Source organism: Streptomyces sp. NPDC043861, assembly GCF_056435905.1.
The window spans coordinates 24,348-46,829 of the sequence record NZ_JBWKDP010000016.1; the positions used below are offsets into that span (position 1 = coordinate 24,348).

Here is a 22,482-nt window from a genome sequence, read left to right on the forward strand (position 1 = left end):
GACAAAACCAGTAGCATGCGGCGCCATGAGCTCCCCCACTGGGCCCGCATCCGGCCTGCCTGTACGAATGCCGCGACCCCGCCAGCCCGGGCGGCACCGCCGTCCGGAGCCCGTGGCGGCTCCCGAGGGCGCGCCCGCGCTCGTCCTCGCCGTGCCCGGCACCCCCAGCTCCGCGATACGCAGCCTTGCCGAGGAAGTCGTCAGCATCGCCCGCTCCGAGCTGCCCGGCCTCGAGGCCGTCATCGGCTACCTGGACGGCGACGACACCGAGTACCCCACGCTGGGGAGCGTGCTCGCACACACCGCCGCACTGCGCACCGAGCGGTACGAGCTGGCCAGGGCCGCCGGTCGCGAGGTCGCCGAACCCGAGGGCCCGGCCTCCGTCGTCGTGCCGCTGCTCGCCGGTCCGGACAGCGCCCTGACCCGCCGCATCCGTCAGGCGGTCATGGACAGCCGGACCACGGCGGAGCTGACCGACGTCCTCGGACCGCACCCACTGCTCGCCGAGGCCCTGCATGTGCGGCTGTCCGAGGCGGGTCTCGCACGGGCCGACCGCGCCAGGCTGTTCACCGTGGCGACGGCGGCCGACGGCATCGTCCTGGCCACGGTCGGCGGCGACGAGGCCGTCCAGGCCGCCGGCATAACAGGGATGCTGCTGGCCGCCCGGCTCGCCGTGCCGGTGATGGCCGCCGCTCTGGACCAGGAGGGCGCCATCGCGGCGACCGCCGGGGAGCTGCGCGCTTCGGGTTCGGGGCAGCTGGCGCTCGCCCCGTATCTGGTCGGCCCCGAGCTGCCGGAGGGTCTGCTGGCGGCGGCGGCAGAGGAGGCGGGCTGCGCCGCGGCCGAGCCGCTCGGCGCATACCCGGCCATCGGCAAGCTGGTGCTGTCCAAGTACACGACCGCGCTGGGCATCCCGATGCAGCCGCAGGGGGCCCAGGCCCACTGACCCTGGTCCGGGCTCCGGCCCGGCCGACCCGGACTCGTGTCCGCAGGAGCGAGGACGGCCCGCGCCGGCTGGGTCCTGTCCTGGCGAACTTTGAGGACCGGCCCGCGGCGTCGGATGCGATGGGGTCTCCCCGGGCCCGCCAGGGCCGAGAGGAAGCATCGCAGGGCGGTGGGGGCACCCCCCTGGCTTCGCCGGGGGTGCCCCCCTCCGGCGGAGGCCGGGGGAGAGCGCCCTCGTACGGGCGTGCACGGGCGACTCCGAACGCAGCGTGGGGGTGCCTCCCGGCGGTAGCCGGTGGAGCCCGCAGCTGTCGTCGCGGGCCCGAGAAGAACGCCACGGACAGAACCTGGGCGCGGGCCCTTCGTACGAGCTCGACCGCAGGACGGCCGGGCAGGCCGTACGGAACCGAAAGCCATGAGACCCCGGGAGGGTCGAATGTCCCGGCCGGGCGGACGGAGCCCCGTCCCCGGCCCGGGCCGCACACCCCCGCCCGACGGATCCGGTGCCCGGCCCCAGGGCCCTGCAGCCCGCGCAGCCCGCGCGCATCTGCCCGGTCGGCGAAGCGCTCACACAAAGATCACGCACGAGGCCGAGGGCGCCTGCATCGACCCCGCTCGGTACGGCACGCCCGTCCCGTCGTCGATGTCGAACCAGGTGACGTCCCCGGAACGCTCATTGGCGGCGTAGAGCCGCGTTCCCGTAGGTCCCAGGACGAGGTCGCGCGGCCAGCGCCCACCGCACGGCACCGTGGTGACCAGCTCCGCCTCATCGCCGTTCGCATCCAGACCGAGGACGGCAATCGAGTCATGACCGCGGTTGGCGACCCACAGAAACCGTCCGTCATGTGCCACCGCCGCCTCGGAGGCGTAGCTGGGGCCTTCGACGCCACCGGGCAGGACCGCGGCCTCGCGGACAGGCTCGAGCACACCCTCGTCGGCGTCCCAGCGGCAGACGGTGAGCGTCGGCTCCAACTCGTTGACCACGTAGGCGTACCCGCCCGAGGGGTGGAAGGCGAGATGGCGGGGGCCCGAGCCGGGCCGCAGTGCGATCTCGCGGTGCAGGCTCACGATCCCGGTCGCCGGGTCGAGTCCGACCACACCGACCGAATCGGTGCCGAGGTCGACGCTCAGGACCCACTTTCCCGTGGGATCGGGAAGCACCTGGTGGACATGAGGGCCCCGCTGTCGTTCCGGGTGAGGGCCCCGGCCCTCGTGCCGCAGTACGCCGACGGCCTCCCCTGGTTCCCCGCCGGGCCCTACCGGCAGCACACTGACGCTGCCGGAGCCGTAGTTGGCGGTCAGCACATGGCCGCCCACGACGGTCAGATGGCCGGGCCCGGCCCCGCGCACCGGCGCGGGCGAGCCGATCAGCCGGGGTGCCGCCGCATCCTCGGTGATGTCGAAGGCGGCGACGGCTCCCTCCTGCCGTTCCGAGACCGCGTACAGCACAGGACCGCGACCGACCGGCCCGACGGCCGCGAAAGGCCCGAGGGCGAGGAACGAGGGGTCCTCGACGGCACCCGTCGCGGCGATCTCCCTCAGACCCCCCGTCGCCCCGTCCACCGCGGCCGCGATGATCCCGCGCCCCCCGGCCGAGGTGAACGATCCGATGAAGGCCCGTACAGCTCTGCCGTCGCCCATGACGCTGCTCTCCCCCGCTCCTTCGCCGGCTTCTGCGCTGTTGCAGGACCGGTCGCACTGCTCGCGGCCGACAGTGACAGATCCAGCCCACTCGGTCTAGACCAATCCTGCTTCCTCGCCCCGGGCGCGCGCCAGCGCCTCGGGGTGATGGACGAACATGGGCGTCAGCTGCGTCGTGTCGTAGGTACGGTGGAACACCGGTGTGACGGCTCCCGACATCGGGGGCACGATCCACGACCAGTCGGCACCCACCGGACGCCCCTTGCCGCTCTCCCGGTCCATGTGGGTGAGAAAGCGACGAGCCTCGGTGTGGTGGTCGGCCAGCGTGACTCCGGCGAGGTCGAAGGAGTGCAGGACCGCCCGGTTGAGCTCGACCAGCGCCCGGTCCTTCCACAGGGTGCGATCGCTCGAGGTGTCCAGGCCGAGCCGTTCGGCCACCACGGGCAGCAAGTGGTAGCGGTCGGTGTCGGCGAGGTTGCGGGCGCCGATCTCGGTGCCCATGTACCAGCCGTTGAAGGGCGCGGCCGGATAGCAGATGCCACCGATCTCCAGGCACATATTGGCGATGGCGGGTACGGCGTGCCAGCGCAGTCCGAGCGCCGCATGCCAGTCGTCGTCGGGGTGGCGTAAGGCCACTTCGAGCACCGCGTCGTCCGGCAGGGCGAACCACCGGGGCTTGTCGTCGCTGCCCTGGATGATCAGGGGGAGTCTGTCGAAGGGAGTGCCCGGACCGCCGGGCCAGCCGAGCCGCTGTGCGTAGGCGGTGATCCCTGCGTTGCGCGGATCGCCGGTCCAGCGGCTGGGGTTGCCGCCTCCGCGGTGGCTGCCGTGGTCGCTCCGATCGGCGTACCCGGCGTATCGGACCAACTGCTCGTTCCAGATGCGCGGTCCCGGACGACCGGGCGCGTCGGGCGCGAAGACCGTGATCACGGGTCGTATTCGACCGCCGTTGGTCGCCTCCCGCAGATGTGCGGCGGCCTCCACGGCCATGGTTTCGGCATCAGCGACGTCCCGGCGGTCACGCACACGCAGCGACCGCCAGTAGAGCCGGCCGATGCAGCGATTGCTGTTGCGCCAGGCGACGCGGGCCCCGTGAGCGAGTTCGTCGGAGGTGTGGCGGTACGTGCCGGTCGTCTCGATCTCGGCGCGTACGGCGGCAACACGGTCGGCAAGAGCGGCGGTCCCCCCGGCGGAGGGCTCCTCGTGGTGGAACAGGCGAAGGAAGTCCTCAGCCTCCCGCAGCAGTTGCCCCGGATCGCCCGGATCGGCGTGCCCCGGAGCGGCGCCGGGCGACTCGGACTGCGTGGCGTCCGGTGCGGGGTGCTCGACGGGGCACCGGTCCGGCGGGCCGGGCATGTCCCCCCGCGGGTCACCGCCGCTGGACCGGGTGCGCGACGGCCGGTTCTTGCGGGCGGCGATGATCCGACGGAACTTCCGCATAGTGGGCCCCCCAGTACGCAGGACGGACGATGGATGCCGCCGGACTACCCCATACGGGGACTGATCCACCCCCAAGGGCCAAACAAAAGTTGCCTCGTTCACCATTCTGCGTCGGCGCGCACGATCACGGTCTCACGTCGACCACGGCCGAAGACATTCGCACACGGGTGGGCACGAGCAGTCCTGCCACGGGCCGGGGCAGCGGCAGCCGACCGCGGCCGTCAGGGCTCCCGCCCCCGGGCCTCAGGAGCCGACCAGTGGCGGGCGCAGCGAGCTGCGCAGGGACTCGGCCAGGCCCGCAAGAGCCCGCTCCAGGCCGTGGAGGTGGTGGAGAGCGGCCTCGGCGCCGGGGTGGTGGCGCAGGTCCTCCGACGTGGCCCCGGACGCCGGGGCGGGCGTCAGGACACCGGGGGACACCAGGGCGTGCAGGGCGGACTCCACCCGCCGGCACGCGGCCGCGAGCCGGGCGTCGTGCGAGGCGTGCGGGTCGGCCGCGACCGTGGCCAGACCACGCACCTCGCGGGCGCAGTCGTCCAGAAGGGCCAGGACCTGCCGTGCGCGGGTCCTGCGGGCCCGCAGCGGGCTCAGGGGATGGACAAGCGGGGCGACGGACAGCCGTGCCCTGGCGAGCAGCCCCTCCAGTTCGGCGGCGAGCGGCGCCGGATCGGCTTCCGCGTCACCTGCGAGCCGGCGCGAGGAGGCGGTGGTGCAGCCGTGCACGCAGTGCAGGGCGCGCTCGATCCAGGCGTCGGTGGTCGCGTGCGTGGTGACGGGCAGCACGAGCATCACGGCCAGCGTCGCACCGAGCGCCCCGACGCCGGTCTCCGCGAGACGCAGGGCCAGCAGCCCCGGATCCAGCACCCCCAGAAGCCCGTAGAGCAGCCCCACCATCAGCGTGACCGCGAGCATCATCCAGGTGTACGAGACCGGGGCGGCGTAGAAGACGGCGAAGACGCAGACACCGACGAGGATCGCCGTCGGCAGCAGGGCGCCGTGCAGCGGGACCGCGACGAGCAGGCTGACGCCGATCCCGACGAATGTGCCGATGAACCTCCGGAAGCCACGCACCAGGGTCTCGCCGCGCGATGAGGTGTTCACGAAGATCCACCACGTGGCACCCACGGCCCAGTACCAGCGCTCCCCCGACAGGACCTGGCCGACGACGAGCGCGAATGCGGCGGCGGTGGCCGCCTGCACGGCCTGCCGCGTCGTCGTGCGGGCCAGCCCTCCCGCGCCCATGAGCGCGGGTACGGCGGGCGGTGTCTGCCTCCGCTCGAAGCACCAGAGACCGAACCGGACCGACGACGAGGCCAGCAGGGCGAGAGCGACGGCGGAGTACAGCTCGGGCAACTGGCCGGGCGCGGTGCGCAGGAACTGTGCGACGAAGAAGGTCATGAAGGCGAAGACGCCGAGCGCGTGGCCCCGCGGGCCCCAGCGACGGACGTAGACACTGGCGCCGGCCACGACCACGAAGGCCACGTCGCGCGCCGGCGGATCGTCGTGCAGCACTGCCGCGAGCGCGAGCACGGGGAAGCCGACGGCAGGCAGCAGCGCGGTCGTGACGGCCTGACTGCGGACCGTCGTGTCGGTGACGGTGAAGAGCGCGAGAAGCGCGGCGAGACCGCCGGTGATGACGGCCGGGAGCGTGTGCCCCGTGAGACCGCAGGCGGCCACGGCCAGCCCGATGCCGAGGACGGCCCGTACGGCGCTGCGCAGTCGCAGCCGCCCCGGGTCCGGAGCCACGAACATCCTCTTCAGCACTGCTTCCCGCCCCTGTCTCGGTTCCGGCATGAAAAAGGCGCCGCGGAATCCGCAGCGCCATCGACTCCCCTATGACAGCATCCCCGGCCCCAGTGGCTCAAGCGGGCATCGATCTGCTGGGCCATTGGCACAGCCTGTGGTGCTCAGTGCATGCGAGAGGGGGCCAACGGACCAGGTTTCGCGCGGAAGGCCGTCCCACCGGTGGACGAGCGCATACCTGCGGGCACCGGCCGGACCCGGCTGCTCCGGAGGTCTCGGACCTTGCATCTGGCCCGCCCTTGGAGCACGGAACAGTGCCATTGGTACCGTGGAGCATGGGTTTCACGGGCCGGAAGGAGAGTCGGGACCATGGCCGTGGACGAGCTCGACACCCGTATCCTGCGGCTGCTGATCGAGCAGCCGCGAACCAGTGTGCGTGAGTACGCACGCATCCTCGGTGTCGCGCGGGGGACGCTCCAGGCCCGGATCGAACGGCTCGAGCGGAACGGGGTGATCACCGGCAGCGGGCCGTTCCTCTCGCCCGCCGCGCTCGGTCATCCGGTGCTGGCGTTCGTGCACATCGAGGTCACACAGGGCCATCTGGACGAGGTGGGAGACGCGCTCGCCGAGGTGCCCGAGATCGTCGAGGCGTTCTCGATCACCGGCGGCGGCGATCTGCTGACCCGTGTCGTGGCCCGCGACAACGGCCATCTGGAAGACGTGATCCAGCGGCTGATCAATCTGCCGGGAGTCGTGCGTACCCGCACGGAGATGGCGCTGCGCGAGCGCGTACCGCACCGGGTGCTGCCGCTCGTGGAGTCGGTGGGCCGGGCGTCGCGCACCACGCGCTGAACGACTGCCGCCGGCCGGACCGGGAGGCGTCACGGCGGCTTCGGCGCGCACCCGGTCGCATGTGTGGTGGGAGAGGGCGCCCAGCACGGGGAGGCGGCAGCGCATGCCGCGGGCATGCGCTGCATCACCGTTCCCCATGCGCCGGGCACGGGCCTGTACGAGGCGTGCGGCACGGCAGGGCAGGGCAGGGCAGGCGGGTTCTTCCCCCACGGCCGGACGGAATTCCGGCCGCAGTGCCGCCCACGGCGTACTCGTGCGCACGGCTCCGCCCTCCCGGGCCGCGCTCCCCGCCCGCCCCTCACATCCTGCGCTCGACGAGGAACGGCAGGAGCGCCAGGATCTCGCCGACCGCTCCCTGCGCCAGCGGAACGCTCTCGAGGGCGCAGCGGGCACGGTTCAGATGGTGTTGGGCCTCGGCCATGGCTGCCGCACGCCCGCCCGCCTCCTCGACGAGAACCGCGGCCCGCCGGGCGGTGCCGTCGTCGAGCGAGCAGTGCGAGCCGAGTTCGGTGGCCAGACGCCGGGCGGCCTGCGAATCCGCGGCGAGAGCCGCGAGCACCGGGTACGTCTTCTTCAGCCTGCGCAGGTCGTTGTGGACCGGCTTTCCGGTGACCGCCGGATCCCCCCAGATACCCAGCAGGTCGTCCACGACCTGGAAAGCGACCCCGAGATGGCGGCCGGCCCGGGTGAGGGTCTCCACGGTCGGGCGCGGAGCCCCGGCGAGTACGGCGCCCATCCCCGCGGCACAGCCGAGCAGTGCCCCGGTCTTGTGCTCGGCCATCGACCGGTATTCGTGCGGCTGCACGGCGTCGGGGCCAGTCCAGGGCCGGGACTCGAAGAGCAGGTCCTCGGCCTGCCCGTGCACCAGGTCGGTCAGCGTTCCCGCCAGGTGCCGGACCGCCGCGCCGCTGTGTACGGTGCGGGAGTCGGCCAGCGTCTCGACGGCCAGGGCGAAGAGCGCGTCGCCCGCCAGGACCGCGGGGCCGGTACCGAACTCCTTCCACACGGTCGCACGCTGCCGCCGCGTCTCGTCGCCGTCCATGATGTCGTCGTGCAGGAGCGAGAAGGTGTGGATCAGTTCGACGGCCACGGCTCCGACGACCGCGTCCTGTGCCGGGGCCCCGGCCGCCTCGGCGCACAGGACGGTGAGCGCCTGACGCACTCCCTTGCCGTGTGCCCCGGGGGCGGGGTTGCCGTCCAGGTCGCTCCAGCCGAGCGCGAATGCAGTCATCTCGGCCGGCCAGGGATGGAGTTGGCGTACGGACTGTGCGAGCGCGGGCCGTACGAGTTCACGGCAGCGGGCGAGGATCTGCTGGGCGGACGTGGGGGTCGACACGGCGGAGGTCATCGGCTGCCCGCTTCCCCGTCGACAGGGGTGCGCAGCGGGGGAACCCCCAGCTCGGCGTGGGCCTTGTCCACCATGTCCCGTGCGTGACGCAGTCCGATCCGGTCGAGCGTACTGCGCAGTTCATGCAGCTCCGCGGCGGTTTCGTCCAGGTCCCGGCCGAGACGGGCGCGCGTCTTGACGAGCCCGAGCCGGGCCAGTGCCTCGCCACGGGGCTCGCTCATGGCCCGGAACTCCGCGACCGTGTCCTCGTAGACCTTCTTGGCCTCGCCGTAACGGCGGGCACGGTAGAGCACGTTGGCGCGCATCTTGTGGTTGTACGCAAGCGCACTGGACAGCTTCATCTCGCCGCAGATGAGTTCGGCCTCGGCGAGCAGAGCGAGAGCGCGCTCCGGGGCGTCGTCACGCAGGGAAACGATGTCGGCCATGCCTCGCAGGGCCCACGCGCGGCCACGTTGGTCGTCCGCGTTCCCGGCTATCCCGGCCGCTTCCTCGAACATGGCGTAGGCCGTTTCGTAGGAGCCGGTGTTGCGGTGAATCTGCGCAATGCCTTCCAGGGCCCAGACGGTGTGGCGCGCCTCGCCGCGTTTGCGTGCCTCGGCGAGCAGTTGCTCGTGCAGCACGGCGACGGCTTCGTAGTCGCCCTGTATGCGTCCGGTCTCCGCCAGGCCGGCGAGGGAGTATCCCCGGGCGACGACGTCACCACCCTCCTTGGCCATGTCGGCGGCGAGCCCCAGCAGCCTGAAGGCGAGGGCGAGGGCACCGCGCTGCCTGGCGAGAGTGCCACCGCTCCACAGGGCCCAGGCCATGGCACCGAGATCATCCGCCGAGCGGGCGGCCCGATAGCTGGCCTTCCATGCCCGGTCTGCTTCCTCGACGTGGCCGAGCCTGCGGTGTGCCTCGGCCACGGCGAGGCCGGTGCGCGCCACCTCCTGCTGCGAGCCGGAGAGTTCGGCGGCCCGCAGATGCTCAATGCCCTTGGCCAGTACCTCCGTCAGGGAGGAGTTCACCGACATGTCGGTGAGCGCACCCTGGTACTCGGGCGCGAATGCCTTGCTGTGCATGGATGCCTTTCGTACGTGTCCGGAACGGCAGCACCTCGCTATACATCGAGCGTATACACGGAGTGTATAGACGCCTGGACCGCTGCCGCCGGGTTCGGTGGGAGGCTGGGGGCCCGTCACCCTCGGCGGGCCGCCCCACTACTGATCAAGACGGCAGCCGTGCACGCCGGGTTGCCCGCCCGTGGGAAGTTCCTTCTCGTCAGCCCAGGGAGCCAGCGATGACGGTCCCCTGTATCGCCTGGCACAGATCCGGCGTGCGCGTCATCGCCTCGATCGACTCCCCACCCTCCCCGGCTCGTTCAGCGCTCTGCCGAGGTTGCTCCGCGCGTGGGCGTCGGCCAAGGGGCATAGGCGCGATGGGCCGCGTGCCAGGCGCACCGGCTCACGGTGATCCAGCCTCTGAAGAGCCGCCGCCACTCCGGTTTTGCCACCAGGCATCCGGACAGCCTCACCGGTACCGCCATCACACCTCGACCGGTCCACGCGCCGAGGACGCCGGTACCGAACCCTTTTCACAGCCGTCGCAACCCAAGGCAGCACCCGCCCCGGCGTCTTCGCAGACAACGTCGGACACTCGCCGCTCCGGCCGCACGACGCCGACGAGGTTGGACTGGGCGGGTTCACACCTGACTGCATGAGGGCGAGCTAAGCGAACTGGACCCTGGGTCCCACACCGGCGAGGAGATTCCGGGCATCGGGAGCCGCGATCTGCGGTTCCTCGGCCGTCGCGTGCTGCCACCACAGCATAAGAAGATCTGTCTCCCAGCCGGGGGACAGATCCCACCAGCCCACGTACGGGTCGTCCCCGGCCAGTCACTGCCCGGGGAAGAAACAGGTCCCCCGTAGAAGGCCATCGCCACATCAGCGTCGGCTGCTTCCGTCATCGCACCTGCCCGGGTCATCCCGTCGCGAAGGGCCGAAAGCCACTGTCGCGGAAGTGTCTCTTCACCTAGTTGCTGTTTCCCCACGCCATGTACGCAGACGATACGAGCCATGTCGTCCTCCCCAGGAGCACACGTGCCGACTAATGGCGGTCGAAGAGCGTGGACATTCCCATCTCGAATGCGACGACCTCGTGGCCCGTGCCCACGACAACGTCTCCAGCTTCCACATGGGGGGTTGCGGCCTGGTCAGGAGGGCGCCGCGCACGATGCGGGTGTTCCATCCGGTCTGGGGGATCACCAGGGCGATGAGCGGCATGATCAGCATGGTCCAGGCAGCCGGAGCCCCGTCGGCACCCGTGACGGTGACGGCGGGCCAGCCACCCCGTCCGCAGCACCCGGAGCAGCAGGAGCAGGACGGAGATGACGAATTCGGGTACGGCGAAGGATGCCGTGGCCGCGTGGCCGAGGATCCGGTCGGTGAGCGGCCCGGACGGGCAGCCGCCCAGCAGCCGAGGGCCAGCGACAGGACGACGGTGAGGAGGAACGCACTCGGCGGGGCGTCCGACGGGTTACCGGGGTGGGCGAGGGTGCAGGGTCGCCTCGCCCGTGACGCAGACGCCGACCGTGCCGCCGGGGCGGGTCCGAAGGGGGCCGGGGGTGCGGATGCCGATGGGGGCATCGAGGCCGTCGACGGCGACCGTGACCATGGAGTCGTGGCCGAAGAAGCGGACGTCGGCCACGGTGCCCCGGGCTGCCCCCGCGTCCGGATCGGTGAGGTGGAGTTGTTCGGGCCGGAGGAGGGCCAGGCCCTCGCGGAGGCCGGGTGGAGCGGCGGCCAAGGGGAGACGTCCGAGGGGCGTGGTGGCGGTGTCGTCGTCGGCAGTGGCGGGGACGAACACAGTGTCGCCGACGAACGCGGCCACCCAGGGGTCTGCGGGACGCCGATACACCACTTCGGGGGCCGCGCACTGCGCGACGCGGCCCTCGCGCAGCACGGCGACGACGTCGGCGGTGGACAGGGCCTCCTGCTGGTCGTGGGTGACGAGGAGGGCTGTCGCGCCGCTGGCCTTGAGTGCGGCCCGCACCTCCGCCCGTACGGCTCCGCGCAAACCGCTGTCCAGGGCGCTGAACGGCTCGTCGAGCAGGACGAGATGGGGTTCGGGTGCGAGGGCGCGAGCCAGGGCGACACGCTGCTGCTGACCTCCGGAGAGTTCGTGCGGCATGCGGTCGCCGTACCCGGCGAGACCGACGAGCTCCAGCATCTCCTCGACTCGCTGACCGCCGGTTCGCCGGTCGGCGCCCGTGAGGCCGAAGGCGATGTTGCGGGCCACGCTCAAGTGCGGGAACAGCGCGCCTTCCTGGGGGACGATGCCGATGCGGCGGCGCTCGGGCGAAAGGTGGACGCCGGGGCCGGCGAGGGTGCGCCCGGCGACGATGACGGTGCCCGCCTCGGCGCTGAGGAACCCGGCGATCACCCGGAGCAGGGTGGTCTTGCCGCAGCCGGACGGGCCGAGGACCGCCGCGAGCGAGCCGCCGGGGACGGTGAGGTCGAGGCCGTCGAGGACGGTGGCACCGGGGCCGTACGCCTTGACCACGCCGCTGACCTGGAGGTCGTTCATGTGCGGTGCCTTCCGAGGAGGTACGAGGGGATGGCGGAGAGCAGGATCAGGGCCATGGCGTACGGGGCCGCGGCAGCGAACGATCCGGTGCCCGTCTCCGTCCACAGGCGGGTGGCGAGCGTGTCCATGCCGGTGGGGCGCAGGAGCAGGGTGGCGGGCAGTTCCTTCATGCAGACGACGAAGGTCAGGGCCGCGCCTGCCGCGATGCCAGGTGCGGCGAGCGGCACGGTGACCTCCCGCAGCACGCCGAAGGGGGTGCGGCCGAGGGAGCGGGCGACGTCGTCAAGGACGGGCGGCGCCTGCAGGACGGCAGCCCGTGTGGCACCCACGGCGACCGGCAGGATAAGCACCGCGTACGCGCAGATCAGCAGCGGGGTCTCCTGGTACAGCGGTCGGGCGTAGCGCACGGCGAAGAAGACCAAAGCAAGGGCGACGGTGATGCCGGGCACGGCGTGGCCCGCGTACGCGGCCTGCTCGAGAAGGCGTGCGAGCCTGCCCTTGTAGCGGGCGGCGATGACGCCGACGGGCAGGGCGAGCAGGGTGGTGAGCGCGGCGCCGGCGGCGGCGACTCCGAGGGTGGTGAGCGCGGTGGTGGTGAGGGTTGCGGGGTCCCAGGTGGCGGAGGAGCCGACGGCCAGCCAGTAGCCGAGGGTCGCGAGCGGGAAGCCGACGGCCGCCGCGACGACAGCCGCGCACCAGGCCAGCGCGGGCAGCTGCAGCCGACCGAGTACGGCGGGGACCGCGCGGCGTGCGGTGCCCGCGCCGGTGCGGGCATAGCCCGCGCGCCCGCGCGTGCGGGTCTCGGCGGCGACGAGCAGGACCGTCATGAGGACGAGTACGGCGCTGAGCGCGGCAGCCGGGGTGCGGTCGAAACTGGCCCGGTAGGACGTATAGATGCCGCGGGTGAAGGTGTCGTACCGCATGAGGGACACGGCGCCGAAGTCGGAGAGCACGTACAGCGCGACGATCAGTCCACCGCCGGCGGCGGCCGGCCGCAGCTGCGGCAGCGTCACGCCGACGAAGGTACGGAAGGGGCCGCGGCCGAGGGAGCGGGCGACCTCCTCGTGCCCTGGGTCGGTACCGCGCAGGGCTGCGGCGACCGGCAGGTACACGTACGGGAAGCTCGCGAGCGTCAGCGCGAGGGCGGATCCGGTGAACCCGGCGAGGGAGGGCGCGGCGGAGAGCCAGGCGAAGGCGGTGACGTAACTGGGCACGGCCAGCGGCAGGGTGGCGAGCACGGACCAGGCGCGGGCGCCGGGCAGGGCGGTGCGGACGGTCAGCCAGGCGAGCGAGATGCCGAGCACCAGGCATGCGGTGACGACGGCCGCGGTCAGGCCGAGGCTGCGCAGCAGAAGTTGTCCGGTGCGCTCGTCGGCGATGACGTCCCAGGCGTAGGCCGGGCCTCGTTCCAGGGCGCGTACGGCGAGGTAGCCGAGTGGCAGGACGGCGAGGGCGGCGGCGAGGCAGGCCGGGACGACGAGGACCCACGCGGGTCGGGCCCCGCCCCGAGCCGCGGCGCGCTTTCGCCCGGCGGGCGCGGGGGCGCCTGCCGGGCGGGGTTCGCGACGCGTCCGGACGGGGGAATCCGGTGAGGTCACGTCAGACGAGTCCGACGTCCTGGAGCATGGCCAGCGTCTCCTTGAGGGAGTCGAGCTGGCCGAGGTCGATCTTCGGCGACTGGAGGGTCTCCAGTGCCGGCACGCCCTCGGCGGACTTCACGCCGGCGGCCAGCGGGTACTCCTTGGTCTCCTCCGCGAAGTACTGCTGGGACTCGGCGGAGAGCAGGTAGTCGACGGCCTTCTGCGCGTACGCGGCCTGCTTGTCGTCGGCGCCCTTGAGGATGCCGACGCCGGCGACGTTGACGAGGCCGCCCGGGTCGCCCTGCGACAGGTAGTGGATCTTCGCCTTGAGCTTGTCGGCGCCTTTCTCGGCGGCCTGCTCGTACCAGTAGTAGTGGTTGATCAGGCCGAGGGAGACCTCGCCCTTGTCGACGGCCTCCAGGACCTTGAGGTTGCCCTCGTACACCTTGGGCTCGTTGGCCTTCAGGCCCTTGAGCCAGGTGCGGGTGTCGTCGTCGCCCTCCAGGACGCGCATGCCGGTGACGAAGGCCTGGAAGGAGGCGTTGGTCGGGACGTAGCCGATCTTGCCCTTCCACTCCGGCTTGGTCAGGTCGTGGACGCTGTTCGGGGGCGTGGGGACCTGGTCGGGGTGGTAGGCGAGGACGCGGACGCGGCCGCTGACGCCGGTCCAGTCGCCGGCCGAACTGCGGTAGGCGGGGGCGACCTTGTCGAGGGTGGCCTTCGGGAGCGGGGCGAGGCGCTGTTCCTTGGAGAGCGCGCCGAGGGCGCCGGCATCCTGGGAGAGGAAGAGTCCGGCCTCGGTCTTGTCGCCCTCCTCCAGGAGCTGGGCGGAGAGTTCGGCGCTGTCGCCGTAGCGGACCTCGACGGTGGCGCCGAGGTGCTTCTCCAGTTTCCCGATGAGCGGCTTCACGAGGTTCTCGTTGCGCCCGGAGTAGATGACCAGGTCGGCCGGTTCGTCAATGCCGCAGCCGGTCAGCGGAAGGAGCATGGCGGCCGCGGCGAGCGCGGTCAGCGTGCGGGCCAGAGGGCGGCGCATAGATGGTGATGCCTTCCTGCCGTGCCCGTCACCGTCGCGGGCGAGGGCGCGCGGAGGGGTACGGGCGACGAAGAACTACGGGGAGAACCTGTGAATATGGCATTGATAAGGTAAAGCTACCCTAATGGTCAAGCCAGACTTTGATAACGGCTTGGCCGCGATCGGGCCTCCAGAGGTAGCACCCCCCTCTATCGGGTCAGGGAAGGCTTACCTACGATGCGCGCGTGACGCTCCTCCCCGCTCCGCCCACCGGCGGCCACGCTCTCCCCTTCGCCCAGGGCCTCGCTCAGTACGGCGACCGCACCGCCCTCGTGACCGCCGAGGGTGAGGTCTCCTACCGCGAGCTGGCCGACCGGGTCGCCGCCACAGCGCACTGGCTCGGCCCGGGGCGCCGCCTGGTGCTGCTGCCCGGCGCGAACACCGTCGACGCGCTCGTCGTCCACCTGGCCGCGCTCGCCGCCGGCCATCCCGTGCTGCTCGTCCCCGGTGACCATCCGGAGGCGCTGGAGAGGCTGATCGACGCGTACGACCCCGACGTCGTCGCGCGCCCGGCCGACGGCGGATGCGGCATCGAGGAGCGACGGCCGGGATCGGCCCATGTCTTCCACCCGGACCTGGCGCTGCTCCTGAGCACCTCGGGCTCGACCGGCTCGCCGAAGCTGGTCCGGCTCTCGTACGAGAACCTCCAGACGAACGCCGAGGCCATCGCCACGTACCTCGGGATCCGCGGCACCGACCGGGCCGCCACGACTCTGCCGATGCACTACTGCTACGGACTGTCCGTCGTCCACAGCCATCTGGCGCGCGGCGCCGGCCTCGTCCTCACCGGCCTGTCGGTGGCGGACGCCTGCTTCTGGGACCTCTTCCGCTCGGCCCGCGGCACGTCCCTTGCCGGCGTCCCGTACACCTTCGACTTGTTCGACCGGGTCGGCTTCGCCGACATGGACCTGCCGCACCTGCGGTACGTCACCCAGGCCGGCGGCCACCTCGCGCCCGAACGCGTGCGGCATTACGCTGAGTTGGGGATACGACGCGGCTGGGGCCTCTTCGTCATGTACGGCCAGACCGAGGCGACCGCCCGCATGGCCTACCTGCCCCCGGAGCTCGCGACCACCCACCCCGGTGCCATCGGGGTGCCGGTCCCGGGCGGCTCGTTCTCCCTCGCGCCGGTCGAGGAAGCCACGCAGGACGGTGTCGGCGAACTCGTCTACACCGGCCCGAACGTCATGCTCGGCTACGCCCACTCCCCGGACGACCTCGCCCTCGGCCGGACCGTGGACGCCCTACGCACCGGCGACCTCGCCCGGCGCACCGAGGACGGCGTGTACGAAATCGTCGGCCGCCGCGGCCGCTTCCTGAAAATCGTCGGCCTCCGCATCGATCCGCAGCAGGTGGAGGCGATGCTCGAACGGCTCGGACTGAGTGCCCTGTGCACCGGGGACGACGAGGCACTCAGCCTCGCCGTGGTGCGAAGACCCGGGTGGGACGCGCGGCGCATACGGCGGAGAGTCGTCGACGAGTGCGGCTTGCCACCCCGCGCCGTACGCGTCCACGTCCTCCCCGAACTCCCCCGGCTGCCCTCGGGCAAGCCCGATTACGCTGCCGTCCGCGCCCTGAGCGAACGATCCGTCGAGACCCAGGACGACGGCGGCGCCGGCCCCGACGACCTGTGCGCCCTCTACGCGCGCGTGCTGGACCGGACGGGAGTGACGCCGGACGACAGCTTCGTCGGCCTGGGCGGGGACTCCCTGTCGTACGTGGAGATCTCCCTCCAACTCGAACAGCGCCTCGGGTGCCTGCCGGCGAACTGGCACGTGACCCCGATCCGGGAACTGGCCTCCTCCGAGGGCGCCTCCCCCACCCGACGCCGTGCCCGTCTGGAGACCAGCGTCGCCCTGCGCGCCATCGCGATCGTCTGTGTCGTCGGCTCACATGTCCGGCTCTTCGAGATCAGGGGCGGAGCCCATCTGCTGCTCGCCGTAGCGGGGTTCAACTTCGCCCGCTTCCTCCTCACCTCCGCCGAGCGCCGAGATCGCGTCCGCCGTACGGCCCGCAGCATCGGGCGCATCGCGCTGCCGACCATGGCGTGGACCGCGTTCGCGCTCCTGGTCTCCGACGACTACGACTGGACCAACCTCCTCCTCCTGCACAACGCGTTGGCACCGCAGATCATGGGGCCGGGCATCCACCTGTGGTTCGTCGAGGCCCTTGTCTACATACTCCTGGTCACCCTCGCGCTCCTTGCCGTACCCGCCGTCGACCAGGCTGAGCGCCGATTCCCGTACGGCCTGCCGGCCGCCCTGGCCGCACTCGGTCTCCTCGCGAGGTACGAACTGATCGGCCTGCCCGAGCGCTCGCAGATCACCGACGCGGTCACGGTCTTCTGGCTGTTCGCCCTCGGCTGGGCGGCCGCCAAGACCCGAACCGTGCCGCAGCGGCTCCTCGTCACCCTGGCTGCCCTGGCCTCCTTGCCTGGGTTCTTCCACGGAGAGCCACGACGCGAGGCGTTCGTAGCAATCGGCTTCGTGCTGCTCGTCTGGCTCCCCACGCTTCCGAGTCACCGTCGCCTCAACCAGGCGGCCGGAGCGCTCGCCGCTGCCTCTCTCTCGATCTACCTGACGCACTGGCAGATCTACCCGATCTTCGACAACGTCTCCGAACCCCTGGCACTCGCCGCCGCCCTGCTCTTCGGCATCGGCTACTCGACGGCCGTGACGCGCCTGACCAGGTGGACCGGGCAGCGCCTCAAGGGGGCGCGGCACCAAGGGTGACACCGAGTCGGGGGAGACGGACACTGACAGGCGGTTCGCGACGCGCGTAGAAGTGACACCTCCGAGTCACCCGGCAGAAACCATCCGCCACTACAACGTCCCCTGCCGCCACGGCGCGTTCCCCGAGACGCCCCCGGATGCGGTGCTCCGCGACCCGTCCGCAACGTTCGCGAAAGGCACCTCATGACGAACTCCCTCCGCGCCCCCAGCAGACCACCACGGTCCACGCTCGTGGCCTCCGCCCTGACGGGCGTCCTTGCGGCCAGTCCGCTCGCCCTCCCCTCGGCCGCCACGGTCACGATCGCCCGCTCCAGGGAACGAAGCGCGTCTCCCCGTACAACGGACAAGAGGTGACGGTCACCGGGATCGTGACCGCCGTCCGGTCGGTCGCATCGTCGCGTGGATATTGGATCCAAGATCCGATCGGCGACGGCAACCCGGCCACCAGTGAGGGCGTGTTCGCGTACACCGGATCCACCACGCCCTCGACGAAGGTCGGCAACAAGGTCACGACCAAGGGCAAGGTATCCGAGTAATACCATCGAGGGGCTGGTTCTCGCGCCCGGCAAGTACGCCCTCGACCGGTACGAGTCGCTCGAGGGCATGCGGGTCAAGCTGATCCTGGGCGGGCTGATCGCCTTCACCGCAGCCTCCGCGCTGTACGCGATCGCCGACAGCCTGAGGTGGCTGTGGGCCGCCCGACTCGGCCAGGGAGCCGCTGCCTCCGCCTTCTCCCCGTCCGCGTCCGCCCTCGTGGCCCGCCTCAGTCCGGCGGCCAAACGCGGCCGGGCGTTCAGGAGTTACGGCTTCTACAAGTCGATCGGCTACACCCTCGGGCCGCTCCTCGGTGGTGTGCTCGTGTGGGCCGGCGGGCTGCGCCTGCTGTTCACGGTGATGGCCCTGTGCGGCGCGATGGTGGCTCTCTGGGCCGCCCTGGCCGTGCCGGTCGTACCGCCGCTGCCCGCAAGCGGCAGACCGTCGCGGACCTCGCGCGCCGTCCGGCCGACCGCGCCTTCCTCGCGCCGACGGCCGCGCTGGCCGCCGCGACCGCCGCGCTCTCGGTCGGCGTCGGGTTCCTGCCCGTCTCCGGTGCCGCGGCAGGACTCCCTCGCCACCGGCGCCGCGGTCTCGGTCCTCGCTGCCACGGCCGCCATCGTCCAGCCCCGTGCCGGACGCGCCCTCGACGCGGGCTGCCTGACCACGCGTACGGGACTGCTCGCCGGCCTCTCCGTCACGGCCGCCGGGCTCGCCGCGGCCATGCTCCCCGGCCTCACCGGCGTCCTTCTCGCCGCCGCCCTCATCGGCACCGGCAAGGGGCTCATCACTCCGCTCGGCTTCGCGGCTCTCGCCGCGTCCACCCCCAAGGAGCGCATGGGCCAGACCATGGGCTCGGCCGCGAACTCGGCGACGCCGGCGGCCCTCTGCTCATGGCGGCGGCCGCGGCCGCCACCACGCTCACGTACGGGTACGCGGCCCTCGCGGTGCTGATCGCGGCCGCCCCGGTGGCGGCACTCGTCGCCGGTCGGACACGCACCCCCTCGCCCTTGACGAAGAGCGATCGGTCTACTTGCCGCTGTCCTCGGCCAGGGTGTGGGCGACGAGGGCGTTGGCGTGGCCGTGGCCCAGGCCGTGCTCGCTCTTGAGCCAGCCCACGAGTTCCATGTGCTTCGTGAGCTCGGACGAGCGGATGAGCGTCTTCCACTCCTCGATCGGCCGCCCGTACTTCTTCTCGATCGAGGGGAAGTAGCTGGCAGGGCCCTTCACTGCGTCGGTCATGGCGTGCTACGTTTCACGGTTGAAATGATCTTGAAGACGTCGATGATGCCTTCCGCTGCCGGGACCGGCTAGCGGTTCGCCCGGCCCGAGGCCAGTCGGGCCGTGACGGCGGCCGGCCAGACGAGGCCGCTCGATCTCGTCGTATGTGGAACCGCGCACTGTCTCTCCCGTTTCGCCGGAGCGCAAGGAGAATCGGCGGCCACACCCAGGACGATCTTGATCTGGTCGATCAGCCCAGGAAGCTCAGCCGGACCTGCCGGTTCGGATTGTCCCTGTTGGTGTCGACGAGGCAGACCGACTGCCAGGTGCCGAGCTCCAGGCGTCCACCGATGACGGGCAGGGTGGCGTGCGGCGGCACCAGGGCGGGAAGGACGTGGTCGCGGCCGTGGCCCGGGCTGCCGTGGCGGTGCTGATAGCGGTCATCGGCCGGGAGAAGAACATGCAGCGCCGCCAGCAGGTCGTGGTCGCTTCCTGCGCCGGTCTCGATCAGGGCGATCCCGGCAGTGGCATGCGGCACAAAAATATTGAGCAGACCGTCCCGTCCGGCGGCGGTCTCGGCCAGGAACGTGCCGCACTCGTGGGTCAGATCGATCACGGCCTCGGTCGGGCCGGTGGCCACATCAAGGACTCTCGTGGTGAAGGCTTCGGGCATACGTCCATCCTCCCGCCCATCCCGCAGGATCGCGCGTCCGCCTGTCGAGAGGGCATCGACCTGCCGCGGAACCGGTCGCCGCCTTCTGCACCATGCTGCGTACGAAGTACTTTACGAAGTACTTCGGGTTCGGCCCGGAGTTGAGGACCCGCAGCGGGGTGGCGAAGCGCAGGCCGTCGGCGGAGGCGAGTTCGCCGCCGCCCCAGTGCCCGACGATGAGCAAGGTGGCCTGGTAGTCGACCAGGACCGCGTTGGCCAGGCAGAGGGTTTCGGCGCTCAGGTAGTTCTGCTCGACCCAGAACAGCTGCTCGCGGGAGCGGCCGGGCTCGTCCTCGGAGACCATCGCCTGTATCCCGATATTGCACGCCTCGGCTACCAGGACCGCCGCCAGCGATACGACGAGGTGTTCGGCGCGGAACCCGGTCCAGGCATCGAACAGGGCCATGGGGCGCTCGTTGCCCGACCAGCAGCGGTCCCACAGCCAGCGGGCCGGCTTCCACCAAGCGTCGCCCTTCAGATCCCGGTAGCCCTGGGCGCCCTTGAACGCGTGGTGCGGGTGGCTGGGCCTACTGGCTGTTTCGCCGACGGCGTCGGATGACCGCCCCTGCGACGACGCCGGCCAGGGCTGCGGCTGCGGCGACTGCGGCGTGGAGGGGTACGCGAGACTCGCTTTCCTCTCCGGCTAGCGTCACGGTTGTCGTGCTCGTTCGCTGCACTGTGCCGCTGCGCAGCGTCAGTGTGGCTTTCCAGGGGCCGTCGGGCAGGCCTGGGTTGAGGGGGACGGTGACGGTTCCTTTCCCGTGCGGGGCCAGAGTGATGCTTGAGGCGGCGGGGAAAGGGCCTGCGGTGATGCCGCCGGGGCCGTCGCGAAGACCGAGTGCCCCGTTCAGGTCCACCGCTCGTCGGCCGAGGTTGTGGACGGCGGCGGTGACGCTGGGGCGGCCCTGCTTGTCCCGCGAACCGTTCATCTTCTCGATTCTGAAGTCGGAGATGGGCTCCCCTCCCGGCCCGATGTCCAGATAGAGGCGCACCCCGACGCGGGTGATGCCAGCGATGTTGTGCGTGGCGTCCGCTGCGGCAGCGCTTTCGGCCCATACGACGGCGTAGCGTTCTCCGGCTTGCGCGGTCCGCGGCACGTTGATCGTGATCTCGGCCTTTGCCCGTGAGTGCGGGGCCAGGTTCTCTGCAGCGGGTTTGAGCCGGATCCATCGGGTCAGCTCGTTGGCGGTTCGCCCCGGGGCGAACGTGAACCCCTGGTTCTCGATGGACGCGGCGGCTGCATACAGGTCGATGCGGCGGGGAGAGGACGATTTGTTGGAGATCTCGATCTTGCGCTTGATCGTCGTGCCTGGCTTGAGGTGGTCGACGATGTACATCTGCGCGCGTGGGTCGTTCCGCAGGGACACGGGGGCTTCGAGAAGCCGGATGCCCATGAACTCCCCCTTCTCGTCTGCGGCGGCCGCCGAGCTGATGCCGGCCGGAGCAAGCACACCCAGGGCGATCGCCGCCGCGGCGAGGGCCGCGGCGGCGATCAGGGCGAGGACCCGGTGCGGGGGCGAGGGGTTACGCCACAGAATGAGTCACCGTCCCGGTGTAGGTCCCGGCGACCGCGGCGGCGGGCACGTCGACGTCCAGGGTGGGGTTCCACTTGACGGAGTTGTTGCCGGAACCGCTCGGCTTGCTGAAAGCGGTGCGGGCGGAGGCGAGGGTGCCCGCCGTGCCGGGAGTGAAGGGCCCGTTGACCGGGTCGATCGCTGCTCCGGGGGTGTAGGTCACCGCGCTGCCGGTGATGGGGCTGCCGCCGGGGGTGGTGAAGGGATCGGTCAGGGAGACGGTGGACACCCAGCTGGCGTCGGCCAGCGAGCGCTCGTCCGTCACGGTGACCTCGCCGAGCTGCCCGGTGGCTGTCCCGCCCGGAGCCACCTCGCTCAGGGTGGCCGACGCGGGAACCGCGACGGTCAGGCCATCGGTGGGGCTGACCTGGAAGGTGACCACCGTGTCCCCCTGGTCGGGGGAGGCCGCCCCTCCTGTCGGACCACCGCCGACAGTCAGGAGGGTGGCGCTGGCCGTGTCGGTGGCGGTGTCGATCACTGACACGTTGTCGGAGCCGGTGTTCGTGACATAGGCCTTGGTGCCATCCGCGGTGAAGAACACTCCACTTGGGCCGGTGCCGATGTTGGTGGTGATGGTGGAGGTGACGGCGTCGGTGGTGGTGTTGATTACCGACACGTTGTTCGAGCCGTTGTTCACGACGTAGGCCTTGGCGCCGTTGGGGGCCACGGCCACCCCTCGGGGGGTCGTGCCGACAGCGAAGGTGGAGCTGACGGTGTCGGTGGCGGTGTCGATCACCGAAATGTTGTTCGACGTGTTGTTTGTGACGTAGACCTTGGCGCCGTTGGGGGTCACGGCCACCGTGGAGGGATTCGTTCCCACGGTGATGGTGGAGCTGACGGTGTCGGTGGCGGTGTCGATCACCGAAAGGCTGTTGCCGTTGAGGTTGGCGACGTAGGCCTTGGCACCGTCGGGGGTGACGGCCACCCCGATGGGAGCCGTGCCGACGGTGACGGTGGTGCTCACTGTGTCGGTCGCCGTGTTGATCACCGAGACGGTGCCATCGAGGGTATTGACCACATAGGCCTTCGCGCCATCGGGAGTGACGGTCACCCCTCGAGGTTCGTCGCCGACGGTGATGGTGGCGCTCACCGTATGGGTGGCGGTGTTGACCACCGACACATTGTCGGAGCCGCTGTTCGTGACATAGGCCTTGGTGCCGTTCGGGAACATCGCCACCCATGTCGGAGCCGTGCCGACGGTGATGGGCGTGCCGCTGACGGTGTCGTTCGTGGTGTTGATGACCGAGACGGTGCCGTCATCGGAATTGGCCACATAGAGAAAGTTCGACGGGTCGGCGGCCGCAGGATGCACGGTCACCATGGGCAGAGCCAGCGACGCCAGCGCGACCAGGCCCACCACAGCCCGCCGCCTGGCCGGTACAGCACCTCACCTTCGCCGTCTGAACCATCTCACAGGCCGCCCTTCGGGGCGGTCACCCACTTCCGGCTGGAAAGCACAATGCCCAAGCACGGAGACCTCCGCGTCCACGAAGAATCGGCGCCCGGATCCACCGTGACACCGAG

18 protein-coding genes are annotated in these 22,482 nt (G+C 71.2%); 5 read left to right on the forward strand and 13 right to left on the reverse strand.

The genetic code is table 11. From position 1 onward, the window contains the following. Positions 1-25 precede the first annotated feature (25 nt). Positions 26-946 carry a sirohydrochlorin chelatase gene (locus AC068D_RS29580; protein WP_478826157.1) on the forward strand — a complete coding sequence of 307 codons (921 nt, stop codon included), beginning with the start codon at positions 26-28 and terminating at the stop codon, positions 944-946. 566 nt (positions 947-1,512) lie between these two features. Here AC068D_RS29580 and AC068D_RS29585 read toward each other — a convergent pair. From AC068D_RS29585 to AC068D_RS29595, 3 genes are all read right to left on the reverse strand, one after another. Beyond that, positions 1,513-2,586: a lactonase family protein gene (locus tag AC068D_RS29585; protein ID WP_478826158.1), complete on the reverse strand. Its 1,074-nt coding sequence runs from the start codon at positions 2,584-2,586 to the stop codon at positions 1,513-1,515. A gap of 96 nt (positions 2,587-2,682) precedes the next feature. After that, positions 2,683-3,942, reverse strand: coding sequence for a nitric oxide synthase oxygenase (locus AC068D_RS29590; protein ID WP_478826317.1), 1,260 nt, complete (start codon positions 3,940-3,942; stop codon positions 2,683-2,685). A gap of 327 nt (positions 3,943-4,269) precedes the next feature. Beyond that, the gene (locus AC068D_RS29595) at positions 4,270-5,787 is read right to left on the reverse strand and encodes an FUSC family protein (protein ID WP_478826159.1); all 1,518 of its coding nucleotides are present in this window, start codon (positions 5,785-5,787) and stop codon (positions 4,270-4,272) included. Between the two features lie 348 nt (positions 5,788-6,135). Here AC068D_RS29595 and AC068D_RS29600 point away from each other — a divergent pair, with 348 nt between their 5' ends. Beyond that, entirely contained in the window at positions 6,136-6,618 is a 483-nt protein-coding gene (locus tag AC068D_RS29600) for an Lrp/AsnC family transcriptional regulator (protein ID WP_478826160.1), read from the forward strand. 298 nt (positions 6,619-6,916) lie between these two features. Here AC068D_RS29600 and AC068D_RS29605 read toward each other — a convergent pair whose 3' ends face one another. From AC068D_RS29605 to AC068D_RS29625, 5 genes are all read right to left on the reverse strand, one after another. Beyond that, a complete protein-coding gene (locus AC068D_RS29605) occupies positions 6,917-7,966 on the reverse strand; it encodes a polyprenyl synthetase family protein (RefSeq protein ID WP_478826161.1) in 1,050 nt (349 codons plus the stop codon). After that, positions 7,963-9,027, reverse strand: a complete 1,065-nt coding sequence (locus AC068D_RS29610; RefSeq protein WP_478826162.1) for a tetratricopeptide repeat protein — start codon at positions 9,025-9,027, stop codon at positions 7,963-7,965. The genes AC068D_RS29605 and AC068D_RS29610 overlap by 4 nt, the downstream gene beginning before the upstream one ends. Before the next feature lie 1,453 nt (positions 9,028-10,480). Next, complete coding sequence (locus AC068D_RS29615; protein WP_478826163.1) at positions 10,481-11,530, reverse strand: ABC transporter ATP-binding protein; 1,050 nt, start codon at positions 11,528-11,530, stop codon at positions 10,481-10,483. Further along, positions 11,527-13,128, reverse strand: coding sequence for an ABC transporter permease (locus AC068D_RS29620; RefSeq protein ID WP_478826164.1), 1,602 nt, complete (start codon positions 13,126-13,128; stop codon positions 11,527-11,529). Before AC068D_RS29620 ends, AC068D_RS29615 begins: the two co-directional genes overlap by 4 nt. Before the next feature lies 1 nt (position 13,129). Then, entirely contained in the window at positions 13,130-14,146 is a 1,017-nt protein-coding gene (locus tag AC068D_RS29625; protein ID WP_478826165.1) for an iron ABC transporter substrate-binding protein, read from the reverse strand. Between the two features lie 224 nt (positions 14,147-14,370). Between AC068D_RS29625 and AC068D_RS29630 the strand changes: the two genes are divergently transcribed. The 3 genes from AC068D_RS29630 to AC068D_RS29640 all read left to right on the forward strand — a co-directional run bounded on the left by AC068D_RS29630 (position 14,371) and on the right by AC068D_RS29640 (position 18,405). Further along, a complete protein-coding gene (locus AC068D_RS29630; RefSeq protein ID WP_478826166.1) occupies positions 14,371-16,917 on the forward strand; it encodes a non-ribosomal peptide synthetase in 2,547 nt (848 codons plus the stop codon). Between the two features lie 350 nt (positions 16,918-17,267). Next, positions 17,268-17,453 (forward strand): hypothetical protein, encoded by a 186-nt coding sequence (locus tag AC068D_RS29635; protein ID WP_478826167.1) that lies wholly within the window; start codon positions 17,268-17,270, stop codon positions 17,451-17,453. Positions 17,454-17,520: 67 nt separating this feature from the next. Continuing rightward, on the forward strand, positions 17,521-18,405 hold the full coding sequence (locus AC068D_RS29640) for an MFS transporter (RefSeq protein ID WP_478826168.1): 885 nt from the start codon (positions 17,521-17,523) through the stop codon (positions 18,403-18,405). 75 nt (positions 18,406-18,480) lie between these two features. On the opposite strand, the gene AC068D_RS29645 is transcribed toward AC068D_RS29640, so the two are convergent. The 5 genes from AC068D_RS29645 to AC068D_RS29665 form a co-directional block, all read right to left on the reverse strand. Further along, the gene (locus AC068D_RS29645) at positions 18,481-18,693 is read right to left on the reverse strand and encodes a DUF4287 domain-containing protein (protein ID WP_478826169.1); all 213 of its coding nucleotides are present in this window, start codon (positions 18,691-18,693) and stop codon (positions 18,481-18,483) included. Positions 18,694-18,922: 229 nt separating this feature from the next. Further along, positions 18,923-19,345, reverse strand: coding sequence for a secondary thiamine-phosphate synthase enzyme YjbQ (locus AC068D_RS29650; RefSeq protein ID WP_478826170.1), 423 nt, complete (start codon positions 19,343-19,345; stop codon positions 18,923-18,925). Next, on the reverse strand, positions 19,314-19,790 hold the full coding sequence (locus tag AC068D_RS29655; protein WP_478826171.1) for a Tn3 family transposase: 477 nt from the start codon (positions 19,788-19,790) through the stop codon (positions 19,314-19,316). Before AC068D_RS29655 ends, AC068D_RS29650 begins: the two co-directional genes overlap by 32 nt. A gap of 121 nt (positions 19,791-19,911) precedes the next feature. Then, positions 19,912-20,721, reverse strand: a complete 810-nt coding sequence (locus tag AC068D_RS29660) for a peptidase (RefSeq protein ID WP_478826172.1) — start codon at positions 20,719-20,721, stop codon at positions 19,912-19,914. A gap of 187 nt (positions 20,722-20,908) precedes the next feature. Next, the gene (locus AC068D_RS29665) at positions 20,909-22,318 is read right to left on the reverse strand and encodes a beta-propeller fold lactonase family protein (protein WP_478826173.1); all 1,410 of its coding nucleotides are present in this window, start codon (positions 22,316-22,318) and stop codon (positions 20,909-20,911) included. Positions 22,319-22,482 lie beyond the last annotated feature (164 nt).

Coding starts and splice junctions, on each gene's coding strand:
- AC068D_RS29580 (WP_478826157.1), top strand. CDS start 26: ATGAGCTCCCCCACTGGGCCCGCATCCGGCCTGCCTGTACGAATGCCG.
- AC068D_RS29585 (WP_478826158.1), bottom strand. CDS start 2,586: ATGGGCGACGGCAGAGCTGTACGGGCCTTCATCGGATCGTTCACCTCG.
- AC068D_RS29590 (WP_478826317.1), bottom strand. CDS start 3,942: ATGCCCGGCCCGCCGGACCGGTGCCCCGTCGAGCACCCCGCACCGGAC.
- AC068D_RS29600 (WP_478826160.1), top strand. CDS start 6,136: ATGGCCGTGGACGAGCTCGACACCCGTATCCTGCGGCTGCTGATCGAG.
- AC068D_RS29605 (WP_478826161.1), bottom strand. CDS start 7,966: ATGACCTCCGCCGTGTCGACCCCCACGTCCGCCCAGCAGATCCTCGCC.
- AC068D_RS29610 (WP_478826162.1), bottom strand. CDS start 9,027: ATGCACAGCAAGGCATTCGCGCCCGAGTACCAGGGTGCGCTCACCGAC.
- AC068D_RS29615 (WP_478826163.1), bottom strand. CDS start 11,530: ATGAACGACCTCCAGGTCAGCGGCGTGGTCAAGGCGTACGGCCCCGGT.
- AC068D_RS29625 (WP_478826165.1), bottom strand. CDS start 14,146: ATGCGCCGCCCTCTGGCCCGCACGCTGACCGCGCTCGCCGCGGCCGCC.
- AC068D_RS29640 (WP_478826168.1), top strand. CDS start 17,521: ATGCGGGTCAAGCTGATCCTGGGCGGGCTGATCGCCTTCACCGCAGCC.
- AC068D_RS29645 (WP_478826169.1), bottom strand. CDS start 18,693: ATGACCGACGCAGTGAAGGGCCCTGCCAGCTACTTCCCCTCGATCGAG.
- AC068D_RS29650 (WP_478826170.1), bottom strand. CDS start 19,345: ATGCCCGAAGCCTTCACCACGAGAGTCCTTGATGTGGCCACCGGCCCG.
- AC068D_RS29655 (WP_478826171.1), bottom strand. CDS start 19,790: ATGGCCCTGTTCGATGCCTGGACCGGGTTCCGCGCCGAACACCTCGTC.
- AC068D_RS29660 (WP_478826172.1), bottom strand. CDS start 20,721: ATGTACATCGTCGACCACCTCAAGCCAGGCACGACGATCAAGCGCAAG.